The sequence below is a fragment of the Micromonospora sp. A200 genome (assembly GCF_029893845.1).
In the GTDB taxonomy this organism is placed as follows: domain Bacteria; phylum Actinomycetota; class Actinomycetes; order Mycobacteriales; family Micromonosporaceae; genus Micromonospora; species Micromonospora purpureochromogenes.
Genome location: NZ_JARXXY010000007.1, coordinates 34,627 through 48,244, shown reverse-complemented (window position 1 = coordinate 48,244; position 13,618 = coordinate 34,627). Strand labels below are relative to the sequence as shown.

Below are 13,618 nucleotides of genomic sequence, written 5' to 3'. Positions count from 1 at the left end.
GGCATGACCCACGTGATGACCGTCGTCGGCACCCGTCCCGAGATCATCCGATTGTCCCGGGTGCTGGACCGGCTGGACCGGACCGTGGAGCACACCCTGGTCCATACCGGCCAGAACTGGGACCGGTCCCTGTCCGACGTGTTCTTCACCGAGCTGCGGCTGCGTCAGCCGGACCGGTTCCTGCGGGTGGACACCTCGTCGCTCGGCCGGGTGCTCGGCGGGGTGCTGATCGGCATCGAGGAGACGATCGCCGAGCTGCGCCCCGACGCGCTGCTGGTGCTCGGCGACACCAACAGCTGCATCGCCGCGCTGATGGCCCGCCGGATGCGGGTGCCGGTCTACCACATGGAGGCCGGCAACCGGTGCTTCGACCTCAACGTGCCCGAGGAGACCAACCGGCGGCTGGTGGACCACGTCGCCGACTTCAACCTCGTCTACACCGAGCACGCCCGCCGCAACCTGCTGGCCGAGGGCCTGCACCCGCGGCGGATCCTGCACACCGGCTCGCCCATGCGGGAGGTGCTGCTGCACTACCGGGCGGACATCGAACGGTCGACCATCCTGGACCAGCTCGGGCTCGCGCCCGGGGAGTTCTTCGTGGTCAGCGCCCACCGGGAGGAGAACGTCGACCGGCCGGACCGGCTGGGCCGGCTGCTGGACTGCCTCCGGGCCGTGCACGACGCCTGGAAGCTGCCCGTTCTGGTCTCCACCCATCCGCGTACCCGCAAGCGGATGGAGGCCCTTGCCTCGGACGCCCTGGCCCTCGACGGGATCACCTTCCACGAACCGTTCGGGCTCTTCGACTACGTGCACCTGGAGAGCCAAGCCGGCTGCACCCTGTCGGACAGCGGCACGATCAGCGAGGAGGCGGCGATCCTGGGCTTCCCCGCGGTGACCCTCCGGGAGTCGATCGAGCGGCCGGAGGCGCTGGACGCCGGCGGGATCGTGATGACCGGCCTCGACCCGGCGGGAGTGGTGGAGGCGATCCGGGTGGTGACCGAGCAGGTCGCCACGGACGGGGTGCCCTGCCCGGCCGACTACCAGGTCCCGGACACCTCCCGCCGGGTGGTCGACTTCATCCTCTCCACCGTCCGCCGGCACCACGGCTGGGCGGGCATCCGCCGCTGAGAACACCGTCGGGGGCCGGGACCGCGCGGCGGTCCCGGCCCCCTTTCGGTACGCGGCGTGCCGGTCAGCGACCGATGACGGCCTGCACGGTACGGGCGAGGATCAGCAGGTCGCCGAGGAAGCTGCGGGTCTCGACGTAGCGCACGTACATCTCGACCTTCCGGGGCAGCACCACGGACAGGTAGTAGTCCTCGGGCTGCGGCGCCCGGGCGAGTTCCGCGGACTCGTTGCGGTAGGCGATCGACGCGGGGTCGGTGATGCCGGGCCGCACCGACAGGATGCGCCACCGCGCGATGGGTGGCCAGCAGTCCACGTACCGGCGTACCTCGGGTCGTGGACCGACCAGGCTCATGTGGCCCACCAGGACGTCGTACAGCTGGGGCAGCTCGTCGAGCTTGCTGGCCCGTAGGAAGCGGCCGACCCGGGTGATCCGGTCGTCGGTGTCGGAGGTGACGGCCGAGCCGGGGGCGACCCGCATGGTGCGGAACTTGTGGATTCGGAAGCTGCGGCCCCGGCGACCGGCGCGTTCCTGCCGGAACAGCACCGGACCGCCGTCGTCGAGCCGGATGGCGACGGCCACCGCCGCCAGTACCGGCGCGCAGAGGATCAGGGCCACCGCGGCGACGGCGATGTCGAAGCAACGCTTGATCATGCGAGCACCTTGTGGACGGAGGTGATGACCCGGTCGACCTGCTCTTCGGTCATCGCGGAGAAGAGCGGCAGGCTCACCACCCGCTCGAACTCCGCGCTGGCCACCGGGAACATCGCGTCGGTCAGCTGGCACCGCTGCCGCCAGTAGGTGTGCTGGTGGAGCGGGATGAAGTGCACGCTGCACCCGACGCCGAGGTGGGACATCTCGGCGACGAACGCGTCGCGGTCGACCCGGGCATCGGTGCGCAGTCGGACCACGTACAGGTGCCAGGCGTGCACGGCGCCGGCGGGGGCCGGCGGGGGGAGGTCGAGGGGAAGCTCGACGAAGGCCCGCCGGTAGCGGTCGGCGATCTCGGCCCGCCGTGCCCGCATCGCCTCGGCGCGGTCGAGCTGCACCAGGCCGAGGGCGGCGGCCGGGTCCGTCAGGTTGCACTTGTAGCCCGCCGCGACGACGTCGTACCGCCAGGCGGGTCGCTCGCTGCGGTAGCGGTCGAAGCCGTCCCGGTCGAACCCGTGCAGGCGCATCACCCGGACCCGTCGCGCCAGGTCGGCGTCCCGGGTGACGAGCATGCCGCCCTCGCCGGTGGTGATGGTCTTGGTCGCGTAGAAGCTGAAGATCGTTGCGGCGCTGGTGCCGGAGCCCACGCCGACGCCCTCCGCGGCGGCGGGGAAGGAGTGGGCGGCGTCCTCGACCACGGCGAGCCGGTGGGACTCGGCGAAGGCGCGCAGCCGCGACGGCGACACCAGCTGGCCGGCGAAGTGCACCGGCAGCACCGCGACGGTGCGCGGGGTGACCTTGTCCGCCGCGTCGGCGAGATCGATGTGCAGGGTCAGCGGATCCACGTCGACGAGCACCGGTTCGGCGCCGAGGTGCACGACGACCTCCGCTGTCGCGGTGAAGGTCCAGGTCGGCACCAGCACCTCCATGCCGGGCCCGACCCCGAGCGCCTCCAGGGCGAGATGCAGGCCGGCAGTTGCCGAGCTCAACGCGACGGCGGTGACCCCGTGACCACACGCCTCCGCGAAGCGTTGCTCGAAACGCGGCACCACCGGCCCGCTGGAGACCCAGCCGGAGCGGAGCGCAGCGGTGACCGCGGCGATCTCGTCCTCGCCGATGTCGGGCAACGCGAAGGGAAGCGTGCTGTTTTCCACCCAGAACTCCTCTTTGCCACCTGGCGACCGGTTTTCCCTTGCCGGAGGTTAAACTGTCTTTGTCCCTAATGGTGACTATTTAGACTTTTGCGAATATTGCTCGGGAGGTTCCGAATGCGGGTTGGCCTGCTGACCCAGTGGTACGACCCCGAACCGGGGCCGGCAGCGCTGCCCGGCGCCCTCGCCCGGGCGCTGGCCCGCCGGGGCCACGAGGTCCAGGTCCTGACCGGCTTCCCGAACTACCCGACCGGCCGGGTCGTCCCGGGCTACCGGATCCGTCCCCGTCGGGACGAGGTCGACGGCGACGGCGTGCGGATCCGCCGGGTCGCCCTCTACCCGAGCCACGACCGTTCGGCGCTGCGCCGTCTGGCGAACTACGGGTCCTTCGCTGCCTCGGCGCTCACGTTGGGCGCCGGCGCGCTGCGCGGCCTGGACGCGCTGTGGGTGAGCAACTCTCCCATCACCGTCTCGCTGTCGATGTGGTACGCCCGTTACGTCCATCGGGTCCCGGTGGTGCTGCACGTACTGGACCTCTGGCCCGACAGCGCGTACGCCAGCGGCTTCGTCGATCCGGGGGGCACCGGAACGCTGCTGGCCCGCGGCATGGGGGGCTGGTGCGCGGCGATGTACCGGTGCGCGGACCGGATCGCGTACATCTCCCCGGGGGTGGGCGAGCTGTTGGCCCGGCGGGGAGTGCCGGAGCGCAAGCTCGTGCACATTCCGATGTGGGCCGACGAGACGGCTGCCACCACGGGCGACCGGGACCTCCGGGCCGAACTGGGCCTCCGCGACGACCAGGTGGTGCTCGTCTACGCCGGCTCGATGGGGCAGGCGCAGGGGCTCGACGCCCTGCTCGACGCCGTCGCCCTGGTCGACGACCCGCGGCTGGTCTGCTTGCTGGCCGGCTCCGGGGTCTGCGAGGAGCGGCTGCGCCGGCAGGCCGCCGAGCGGGATCTGCGCAACGTGCGTTTTCTCGGCCGGCTGCCGGCCGACGAGATGCCGGCGCTGATGCGGGCCGGGGACGTCCACGTGGTCAGCCTTCGGCCAGGCGGCATGTCGGCGTACACCATGCCGAGCAAGGTTCAGGCCATCCTCGCCGCCGGGCGGGCGATGCTGGTCGTCGCCGAGGGCGACGCGGCGGCGGTGGCCATGGCCAGCGGGGCGGGGCTCACCGCCCGGCCCAGTGATCCGTACTCGATCGCCGATGCCATCCGGGAGGTGTGCCAGCTCGGGCGGGAGAAGTTGGAACTGCTCGGCCGGGCCGGGCGCGAGTACTACGACCGCGAGTACTCGCTGGCCTCCGGCGTACGGCGGGTGGAGGACGCGCTGCGGGCCGTCGCGGCAGGTGCCCGGTGAGCCGGGGCATCGTCGGGGCGGTGGACGTCCTGCGGGCCGAGGACGTTCGTACGGCTGCGGCGCTGCACGCGCGGGCCTTCGAACGGTTCTTTCTCACCAGTCTCGGCGAGCCGTTCCTACGGGAGTTCTACGCCGGCTTCGTTCGTGATCCCGACGCTGTCACGGTCGTCACCCGCGACCCCGACGGTCGGCTGGTCGGGGTGGTGGTCGGCACGGTCGCCCCGGAGCTGTTCTTCCGCCGACTGCTTCGCCAGCGGGGCGCCCGGCTGGCGCTGGCGAGCCTGCCGGCCGTCGTCCGCCGTCCCGCGGTGGCACTGCGGCTGCTGCGCGGGGTGGCCTACCGCGGCGAGGTGCCGGTCGAGACGCGCGGAGCACTGCTCAGCTCCATCTGCGTCGACCCGGCCGCGGCGCACGGCGGGCACGGCCGTCGGCTCCTCGACGCCTGGTGGGAGGCGGTCCGGCTACGCGGAGTGAGCTCGGCGCACCTGACCACCGACGCGGATGACAACGAGTGCGTCAACGCCTTCTACCAACGGGCCGGGTGGACCCTGCGGGGCACCTGGACCACCCAGGAGGGGCGGCGGATGAACTGCTACGGCATCGCGGCGGCCCCGGTCGGGGCGGAGGCCGGCGGCCCGGCCGACTGACCGCGGTCGCGGCGGATCACTCCGCCCTGCTCACCCACCCCTGTGGCGGGCTCGACCCCTGTCCCCGCGCCACAACTGGCGCGGGGACAGGGGTCGATGCGGTCAGCTTCCGGGTGTTCGTACGGCGGCCAGGGCGCTGTCGAGCCGGGGCGCGAGCGTCTGGGCGTAGGTGGCGGTGAGGTGGTTGGTGTCCCGGTAGACCAGTACGCCGCCGATGACCGCCGCGCAGCGGTCGGTGGGACAGATCGCGTCGTTGAGGTCGACCAGGTGGACCCCCGACTGTCCCTTGGCGGCCCGCTCCTGGGCGATGCCACCCCCGGCAGCCAGCACCTCGTCACGCGGCGGTGCGCACCGGGTGAGCCGCTCCGGGTTGGCGGAGACGCACTCGACCGGGTCCTGACGGTGGTACGGCGGGTCCCGGAGCACCACCACCGGCACTCCGATCCCGGTCATCTCCCGCCAGGTGTTCCGTAGCCCGTCGGCCAGGATGTCGTGCGCGTCCCGGGTCACCAACTCGCCGTCGCGCACTGTCAGGTAATGGGAGTTGCCCACCAGCAGCAGGTCGGGCGGGTCGGCGCGCAGCTGGTCGCGGACCCGCTGGTTCCACTCTGTGCAACTGGTGTACGGCCGGCCGTCCAGCGCCACCTCCATCGCCAGGAACGGGCACGAGGACTTGGTGTGCGTCACCACCCGCCACTTCCGCTGCACCGCGACCGCCTCCAGCGCCGGCAGCCACTGCGCGGCGTGCGAGTCGCCGGCGAGCATGACGGTGTAGGAGGCGTCCTTGACCCCGTACACACAGGTCAGTGGCTCGCTGCTGTTCTGCTGGACGTGACAGTTGGTGCGGGTCGTCGCCGGGACGTCCTTCGCGGCGACCAGCGGGTCGGGGGTGATCGAGTCGACCCGGTCGACCGGTCTCCCGGCCTGGTCACCCCGGGGCGACTTGCTCAGGACGGCGGCTCCCGGCGGCCCGGCCGGGGCGGGGGCGCCCGCCGACGCGCTGCTGCCGCCCAGTGGCGGCACCGCGGACGTGGACAGCGGCGGTCGGGCCGGCGACCAGACGGTCAGCTGGAAGAGCAGGCCGGCGATCACCGCCGTGGCGGTGGAGAGGGCGCCGATGCCCAGCGCCTGCGCCGGCTGCCAGTGCAACGCCTGCGATCGGCGGATGGGGTTCTCGACGAAATGGTAGGTGAGGACCGCCGGCACCGCGGAGAGCGCGACCACCGCCAGACGCGCGGACGCGCTCAGCTCGCCGAACCGGTAGTCGGCGACGATCAGCAGCGGCCAGTGCCACAGGTAGAGCGAATACGACAGCGCGCCGACGCCGCGCATCGGTGGCAGGCTGAGCAGCCCGGCCGGCCCGGCCCGCCCGGCGGCCACCGCGAAGGCGATCACCACCGCTGTGCCGGCGGTGGGCAGCAGGGCGACGTACCCGGGGAAGGCCGACGCGGAGTCCAGCAGGAAGGCCGAGGCGACCACGGTGACCAACCCGGACCAGGCGAGCACGACGGCGAGCGGACGGGGGGTGCGATGCAGTCGGGCACCGACGATGGCCACCGCGCCGCCCAGGGCGAGCTCCCAGATCCGGGTGGTGGTCACGAAGTACGCCGGTGCCCGATCTGCCGACGTCAGGTATACCGACCAGGCGAAGGACGGCAGGGCCACCACGGCGAACCCGACCATCAGCACCCCGCGGCGTAGCCGTCGCCGGCCACCGAGAACGGCCAACCCGAGCAGCAGCAGCGGCCAGATCAGGTAGAACTGCTCCTCGACGCTGAGCGACCAGTAGTGCTGCAGGACGCTGGGTGCCTGGTCGACGAACATGTAGTCCACCGACTGCTCGGCGAGCCGCCAGTTCATCACGTACAGCGCGCTGCTCACCACGTCCCACGCGATGTTGGAGAAGCGGACCTTCGGCAGGAACAGGTACGTGAGCAGCAGGGTGACCACGAGCACCAGGCCGGCGGCGGGCAGCAGCCGCTTCGCCCGTCGGGCGTAGAAGCCCACCAGCGAGATCCGTCCGGTGCGGTCGAGTTCCTCGACGAGCAGGCCGGTGATCAGGAAGCCTGAGATCACAAAGAAGACGTCCACGCCGACGAAGCCGCCGGGGATGAACTGGCTACCGGCGTGGCCGACCAGTACCAGCAGGACCGCCAGGGCGCGCAGTCCCTCGATGTCGCCCCGGAAGGATGCCCGTGGTGCGGCCTTCGGCCTGCTTCGTGTCTGGGTCATTGTCCCGTCCTGCGCTAGAAATCCGGTTAGCGTTGCCGTTAGGGGTTATATCCCATAAACGCACGTTCGTCCGGTTTTCGCACTCTTGCGCCGTCTCGCCGTCTCGTCGGAGTTCGGCCGTCCGCCGCTCCCGTGCGGGGCGAGCGGCGCCGGACCGTTGCCCGTCCGGCGTGGACCGGGAGGGCCGACATCCCGAAGGTGCGCCGTGGCGACGGGCCCCGGCGGCGGTAGGGTTCTCCGGGCCGCGCCCGGTGGTTCGTGCCTCGAGGGGAGCGATTCTTGCTGCACTTGAGGATCATCGCGCCGGCCGACCGGTCGTCCCAGGTGGCCGACCTGCTCGCCGACAACCCGGGGGTGGCGCACCTGGCCGTGATCCCCGGCGCGGCCCGGCAGCCCCCCGGCGACCTGGTCCTCTGCGACGTGGTCCGGGAGAGCGCCGACCGGGTGCTGCACCAGTTGCAGGAGCTGGGGGTCGAGGCGCACGGCGGGATCTCCGCCGACGACGTCGAGCTGACCCTGTCCCGGGCCGCGAAGCAGGCCGCCCGGGATGCCCCCGGTCACGGCGAGGACGCGGTCGTCTGGGACGAGATCGCCGCCAAGACTGGCGAGCAGACCGAACTGACCGGGACGTACCTGGCCCTGATCATCGTCGCCACGATGATCGCCGGAGTGGGCGTGCTGTTGGACCAGCCGATCCTGATCGTCGGCGCGATGGTGGTCGGCCCCGAGTTCGGCCCCCTCGCCGCGCTCTGCGTCGCGCTGCTGCGCCGCAAGCCCCGCACCATCGTCCGCTCGATGCAGGCGCTGACGGTGGGCTTCCTGGCCGCCATGGTGGCCACCGTGCTGAGCACCTGGGCGCTCACCGCCGCCGACCTGGTCAACCGGGAGATGCTGCTCGCCGAGCGGCCGCTGACCGACTTCATCTGGCGGCCCGACGCGCTCTCCTGGGTCGTCGGCATCCTCGCCGGGATCGCCGGGATGCTCTCGCTCACCGCGAAGAAGTCCGGCTCGCTGGTCGGTGTGCTGATCTCGGTCACCACGGTGCCGGCCGCCGCGAACGTCGCCGTCGCCACCGCGTACGGGGTGTGGCACGAGGCGGCCGGGTCGGCGCTCCAGCTCGTGATCAACATCTGCGCGATCGTGCTCGCCGGGCTGGCCACCCTCGCCGTGCAGCAGCTGTGGTGGTGGCGGGTGGGCCGGCGCGCCGGCCGGGTCACCGCCAGTCGTCCCCAGCCTCCAGTCGGCGGGTGAGCAGCGTCCGCAGCGGGATCGACTCGCCGTCCCGGCCGCCGCGGCCGAGCACCAGCGGCGCCGGGTCGGGCTCGGGGTCGACGCCGAAGAGCCGGCCGCGCAGGCTGGGCGGCACGCTGAGCAGGTGGAACCGGCCCGCCGTATCCACCGCCCGGGTTCCGGCCCGGTCGACGTACCAGCCGGTCAGCCGGGTCCGGTAGCGACCGCGACCGTCGTGCCCGCGGGCGACCAGCGGCGTGGTGCGCAGGCCGCGCCGGGTCGCCTCGGCGGCGAACCAGGCGACCAGTTCCGCGGCCTCCGCGTGCTCGGCCGCCCGCTGCCGATCGGCGGCCTCCGCGTGCGCCCGCACCGCCCGTCGCTGCCGCTCGCGCCACTCCAGGCCGTCGTCCGCACCCATGCCGCGACGGTACGCCCACCACCCCGGGCCTCCGCCTCGGGCGCGCCCTGCGTGCTCGACCGGGTCGGTCCTGCCCAGCTCCGGTCCGACCCCGCCCAGCTCCGGTCCGACCCCGCCCAGCTCCCGGTCCGGCCCCGTGCAGCTCCCGGTCCGGCCCCGCCCAGCTCCCGGTCCGGTGCTGCCTGGTCGCCTGGTGGGGTCCTGCCTGGTCGCCCCAGTTGGTCCTGCCGCCTCGTCCAGCCGCGAGGGGGAGGCAGGCGGTGGGCCGTTCCACCGCCGCCGCAGCTGGTCGGGCCACGCCACTCTCGGCTGACGCGTTACGCAGAGTCAGGTCGTTCACGGCATGGACCGTGGTGAGCGATATGCCTGTGAGTCATAAATATGCCTCACAGGCATATCGCTCGATAGTCACACGCCGGCCCGGCCCGACACGCGCGGTCGACATGCCGCACACATTGGCCGGCGGTGCCTGCCCAAGGAGGTGCCAGGCAGGCACCGCCGAGCGGCGCCGGTGGAGACAACGGACCCTGCCCACCGGCATCGCGTGATCGCCCCCCTGCGCACCGGCATCGCGTGATCGCCGCGCAGGCGGGACCACGCGATACCGCCGGGGTCAGGCCAGGCCGGCCCGCCGCAGCGCCTCGGCCATCGCGTCGTTCACCGGGGCGGGTGCAGAGCCGCCACGGCCCTGCCGCTGCTGCGGCCCGCCGCGCCCGCCGTCCCGCTCCCCGCGCTGCCCGCCTTCGCCGCCGCCACGTCCGCCGGTGCCGCCACGTCCGCCGGTGCCGCCACGTCCGCCGGTGCCGCCACGTCCGCCGGTGCCGCCGGTGCCGCCACGCCCGTCAGTGCCCCGCGGCTCGGAGCCGCCGCGCGCGTCGGATCCCCCGCGCTGCCCGCGGGTATCGGAAGCGGTCCGCCCACCCTGGTCGCCGCGCGCCCCGCCACGCTCCCGGCGCCCGCCCTCGGCCGAGGCCGACGGGCGACCGGCGCTGCCGGCGGCGTCCTCGTCCAGCCGGAGGGTGAGCGAGATCCGCTTGCGGGGCACGTCCACGTCGAGCACCTTGACCCGGACCACGTCGCCGGACCTGACCACGTCCCGCGGGTCCTTGACGAAGGTGTGGGACATCGCCGACACGTGCACCAGGCCGTCCTGGTGGACGCCGACGTCGACGAACGCGCCGAACGCCGCGACGTTGGTGACCACGCCCTCCAGCAGCATCCCCGGGGTCAGGTCGCTGAGCTTCTCCACCCCCTCGGCGAAGGTGGCGGTGCGGAACTCCGGCCGCGGGTCGCGGCCCGGCTTCTCCAGCTCGGTGAGGATGTCGGTGACGGTGGGCAGGCCGAACGTCTCGTCGACGAAGTCGGTGGCCCGCAGCCCCCGCAGGATCGCCGACTTGCCGATCAGGGAGCGCAGGTCCTGCCCCGTGGTGGTGAGGATCCGCCGCACCACCGGGTACGCCTCCGGGTGCACGCTGGAGGAGTCCAGCGGGTCGTCGCCGCCGGGGATGCGCAGGAAGCCGGCGCACTGCTCGAACGCCTTCGGGCCGAGCCGGGGCACCTTCCTCAGCTCCGCCCGGGACCGGAACGGGCCGTTGGCGTCCCGGTGCAGCACGATGTTCTCGGCCAGGCCGGCGCCGATGCCGGAGACCCGGGTCAGCAGCGGCGCCGAGGCGGTGTTGACGTCCACCCCGACCGCGTTGACGCAGTCCTCGACCACCGCGTCGAGCGAGCGGGAGAGCTTCACCTCGGACAGGTCGTGCTGGTACTGCCCGACGCCGATCGAGCGCGGGTCGATCTTGACCAGCTCGGCGAGCGGATCCTGGAGACGGCGGGCGATGGAGACCGCGCCGCGCAGCGACACGTCCAGCCCGGGCAGCTCCTGGGAGGCGTACGCGGAGGCGGAGTAGACCGACGCGCCGGCCTCGGAGACCACCACCTTGGTGAGGTTGAGCTGCGGGTACCGCTTGATCAGGTCACCGGCGAGCTTGTCGGTCTCCCGGCTGGCGGTGCCGTTGCCGATGGCGACCAGCTCGACGCCGTGCGCCCCGGCGAGCTTCGCCAGGGTCTCGATCGAGGCGTCCCACTGCCGGCGCGGCTCGTGCGGGTAGATGGTGTCGGTGGCGACCACCTTGCCGGTGGCGTCGACCACCGCGACCTTGACGCCGGTGCGCAGGCCCGGGTCCAGGCCCATCGTCGCGCGGGTGCCGGCGGGCGCGGCGAGCAGCAGGTCACGCAGGTTGGTGGCGAAGACCCGGACGGCCTCCTCCTCCGCCGCCTGCCACAGCCGCATCCGCAGGTCCGCGCCGAGGTGGATGAGGATCCGGGTACGCCAGGACCAGCGCACCGTGTCGGCGAGCCACTTGTCGGCGGGTCGCCCCTGGTCGCTGATCCCGAACCGGCCGGCGATGGCCGCCTCGTACCGGGTCGGGCCGGTGACCACGGCGTCGGTGTCGCCCTCGGCCTCCGGGTCCATCGTCAGGTCGAGCACGCCCTCCTTCTCGCCCCGGAACATCGCCAGGATCCGGTGCGAGGGCAGCCTGGGGTACGGCTCGGCGAAGTCGAAGTAGTCGGCGAACTTGGCGCCGGCGGCCTCCTGGCCGTCGCGTACCCGGGAGACCAGCCGGCCCCGCGACCACATCTGCTCGCGCAGGGTGCCGATCAGGTCGGCGTCCTCGCCGAAGCGCTCGATCAGGATGGCCCGGGCGCCCTCCAGCGCGGCGGCGGCGTCGGCCACGCCCCGGTCGGCGTCGACGAAGCCGGCCGCCGTCTCGCGCGGGTCCCGCGCGGGGTCGGCGAGCAGGGTGTCGGCGAGCGGCTCCAGCCCGGCCTCGCGGGCGATCTGCGCCTTGGTCCGCCGCTTGGGCTTGTACGGCAGGTAGATGTCCTCCAGGCGGGACTTCGAGTCGGCCGCCATGATCTGCGCTTCCAGGGCCTCGTCGAGCTTGCCCTGGCCGCGGATCGACTCCAGCACGGCGGCCCGCCGCTCGTCCAGCTCACGCAGGTACCGCAGCCGCTCCTCGAGGGTGCGCAGCTGCGCGTCGTCGAGCAGGCCGGTGGCCTCCTTGCGGTAGCGGGCGATGAACGGCACGGTGGCGCCGCCGTCGAGCAGCTCCACGGCCGCCCGCACCTGACGCTCCGCGACGCCGAGCTCGTCGGCGATCCGCTGATGAACTGACTGGGTCACGATCTTGATCCGCCTTCGCTGTGGGTTCCGTGCTGCATTCTGCCGCCCGCCCCCGACGGCGCTCGCCATACCCGCCCGACGCGCCTGCGCTAGCGTTGCGATCATGGAACAACCAGCGGATCCGCGGGCCCGCCGGCTCTTCGGCGGCAGCGCCCGGGCGCTCGGCGACCTGGCCGCCAGCCCGTTCCGGGCCGACCGGGACCGGATCGTCGGCTCGCCGTTCTTCGCCCGGCTCAACGGCGTCACCCAGGTGATCAGCCCGGGTGGGTCCGGCCTGCTGGTGCACAACCGGCTCACCCACAGCCTCAAGGTCGCCCAGGTGGCCCGGGCGATCGCCGAGCGGCTCACCGCCGACCCGGCACACCGTCGGCTCCTCGACGAACTCGGCGGCCTCGACCCGGACGTGGTCGAGGCCGCCGCGCTCGCCCACGACCTCGGCCACCCGCCGTTCGGGCACCTGGGGGAGCGGGTGCTGGACCGGCTGGCCCGGCAGCGGCTCGGCCTGCCGGACGGCTTCGAGGGCAACGCGCAGTCGTACCGGATCGTCACCAGCACCGAGATCCGGGGCGCGGCCACCACCGGGCTCGACCTCACCGCCGCGGTCCGCGCGGCCCTGCTGAAGTACCCGTGGACCCGGCTGGACCATCCGGACCCGCACCCGCGGCACCTCACCCCGGCGCCCCGGGGCGCGGCCGTCCCGCCCGACGACCCGGAGAGCGGGTCGGCGAAGTTCGGCGCGTACCGGACCGAGCTGGCCGACCTGCGGCAGGCCCGGGAGCCGTTCGCCGGCCGGATCGCCGACTGGCAGCAGACCGTCGAGGCCTCGGTGATGGACACGGCCGACGACATCGCGTACGCGATCCACGACGTGGAGGACTTCTACCGGGTGGGGGTGCTCCAGCAGGGGGCGGTCGCCGCCGAGCTGATGGCCTGGCAGCGGGAGGGCGGTCACCTGCGCGCGGTCACCGACGCGGCGCTGACCGGCGCGGCGCGCCGGCCCGGCTCGGCGATCGAGCGGCTGCGCCGCCAGCTGCACCGCAAGGACGGCTGGATCGCCGACGACGACGCGTTCGCCGCCGCCGTCGAGCACGTCCGCCAGGAACTGGTCGAGGGCCTGCTGGCCATGCCCTTCGACGGCTCGATCGAGGCCGAGCAGTACGTGGCCCGCTTCTCCGCCCGCTGGACCGCTCGCTTCGTGGACGCGATCACCGTGGTCCGCCGGCCGTCGGTGCGCTCCGGGCACGTGCTGCTCGCCCCGGCCCAGTGGCACGAGGTGCAGGTGCTCAAGTTCGTCCACCACCGGTTCGTGCTGGCCCGCCCCGACCTGGCCCTGCACCAGCGGGGCCAGGCCCGGCTGCTGGGCGCGCTGGTCGAGGCGCTGTGGGAGTGGCTGCTCGACCCGGAGGAGGAGTCCCGGCTGCCGCGCCGGCTGCACGACCTGGTCGAGCTGGCCGAGGCGGAACTGCACCCGCGTACGGCGGATCGGATCGGCCGGGCCCGCGGCCGGGCCATCGTCGACTTCGTCGCCCAGCTCACCGACGGCCAGGCGGTCGCCATGCTGGACGCCCTCTCCGGCCGCTCCGGCGCCCTCTGGACCGACGCCTTCGTCCTCTGAGCGCC

10 protein-coding genes are annotated in these 13,618 nt (G+C 73.2%); 5 read left to right on the top strand and 5 right to left on the bottom strand.

The genetic code is table 11. The features are described from left to right. Window positions 1-3: 3 nt before the first annotated feature. Entirely contained in the window at window positions 4-1,128 is a 1,125-nt protein-coding gene (gene wecB, locus M2302_RS09055) for a UDP-N-acetylglucosamine 2-epimerase (non-hydrolyzing) (protein ID WP_280837463.1), read from the top strand. Window positions 1,129-1,192: 64 nt separating this feature from the next. Here wecB and M2302_RS09050 read toward each other — a convergent pair whose 3' ends face one another. Together M2302_RS09050 and M2302_RS09045 are read right to left on the bottom strand one after the other, a co-directional pair. Next, on the bottom strand, window positions 1,193-1,780 hold the full coding sequence (locus M2302_RS09050; RefSeq protein WP_280837462.1) for a sugar transferase: 588 nt from the start codon (window positions 1,778-1,780) through the stop codon (window positions 1,193-1,195). Beyond that, window positions 1,777-2,931, bottom strand: a complete 1,155-nt coding sequence (locus M2302_RS09045) for a DegT/DnrJ/EryC1/StrS aminotransferase family protein (protein WP_280837461.1) — start codon at window positions 2,929-2,931, stop codon at window positions 1,777-1,779. Before M2302_RS09045 ends, M2302_RS09050 begins: the two co-directional genes overlap by 4 nt. Before the next feature lie 114 nt (window positions 2,932-3,045). On the opposite strand from M2302_RS09045, the gene M2302_RS09040 reads away from it, so the two are divergent. Both M2302_RS09040 and M2302_RS09035 read left to right on the top strand, forming a co-directional pair. After that, complete coding sequence (locus M2302_RS09040) at window positions 3,046-4,287, top strand: glycosyltransferase family 4 protein (RefSeq protein WP_280837460.1); 1,242 nt, start codon at window positions 3,046-3,048, stop codon at window positions 4,285-4,287. Continuing rightward, on the top strand, window positions 4,284-4,934 hold the full coding sequence (locus M2302_RS09035; RefSeq protein WP_280837459.1) for a GNAT family N-acetyltransferase: 651 nt from the start codon (window positions 4,284-4,286) through the stop codon (window positions 4,932-4,934). Before M2302_RS09040 ends, M2302_RS09035 begins: the two co-directional genes overlap by 4 nt. Before the next feature lie 102 nt (window positions 4,935-5,036). Here the strand turns inward: M2302_RS09035 and M2302_RS09030 are convergent, their stop codons facing one another. Further along, window positions 5,037-7,166: an acyltransferase family protein gene (locus M2302_RS09030; RefSeq protein ID WP_280837458.1), complete on the bottom strand. Its 2,130-nt coding sequence runs from the start codon at window positions 7,164-7,166 to the stop codon at window positions 5,037-5,039. A 279-nt stretch (window positions 7,167-7,445) separates the two neighbouring features. Between M2302_RS09030 and M2302_RS09025 the strand changes: the two genes are divergently transcribed. Beyond that, entirely contained in the window at window positions 7,446-8,417 is a 972-nt protein-coding gene (locus tag M2302_RS09025) for a DUF389 domain-containing protein (protein WP_280837457.1), read from the top strand. Here M2302_RS09025 and M2302_RS09020 read toward each other — a convergent pair. Then, window positions 8,380-8,814, bottom strand: coding sequence for a hypothetical protein (locus M2302_RS09020; RefSeq protein WP_280837456.1), 435 nt, complete (start codon window positions 8,812-8,814; stop codon window positions 8,380-8,382). The genes M2302_RS09025 and M2302_RS09020 overlap by 38 nt on opposite strands. A gap of 613 nt (window positions 8,815-9,427) precedes the next feature. Beyond that, on the bottom strand, window positions 9,428-11,998 hold the full coding sequence (locus M2302_RS09015; RefSeq protein ID WP_280837455.1) for a Tex family protein: 2,571 nt from the start codon (window positions 11,996-11,998) through the stop codon (window positions 9,428-9,430). Window positions 11,999-12,101: 103 nt separating this feature from the next. On the opposite strand from M2302_RS09015, the gene dgt reads away from it, so the two are divergent. Next, window positions 12,102-13,613, top strand: a complete 1,512-nt coding sequence (gene dgt, locus M2302_RS09010) for a dGTP triphosphohydrolase (protein ID WP_280837454.1) — start codon at window positions 12,102-12,104, stop codon at window positions 13,611-13,613. Window positions 13,614-13,618 lie beyond the last annotated feature (5 nt).

Bases quoted from the DNA above. Each gene is read 5' to 3' on its own strand.
- wecB (WP_280837463.1), top strand. From the start codon at position 4: ATGACCCACGTGATGACCGTCGTCGGCACCCGTCCCGAGATCATCCGA.
- M2302_RS09040 (WP_280837460.1), top strand. From the start codon at position 3,046: ATGCGGGTTGGCCTGCTGACCCAGTGGTACGACCCCGAACCGGGGCCG.
- dgt (WP_280837454.1), top strand. From the start codon at position 12,102: ATGGAACAACCAGCGGATCCGCGGGCCCGCCGGCTCTTCGGCGGCAGC.
- M2302_RS09050 (WP_280837462.1), bottom strand. From the start codon at position 1,780: ATGATCAAGCGTTGCTTCGACATCGCCGTCGCCGCGGTGGCCCTGATC.
- M2302_RS09020 (WP_280837456.1), bottom strand. From the start codon at position 8,814: ATGGGTGCGGACGACGGCCTGGAGTGGCGCGAGCGGCAGCGACGGGCG.
- M2302_RS09030 (WP_280837458.1), bottom strand. From the start codon at position 7,166: ATGACCCAGACACGAAGCAGGCCGAAGGCCGCACCACGGGCATCCTTC.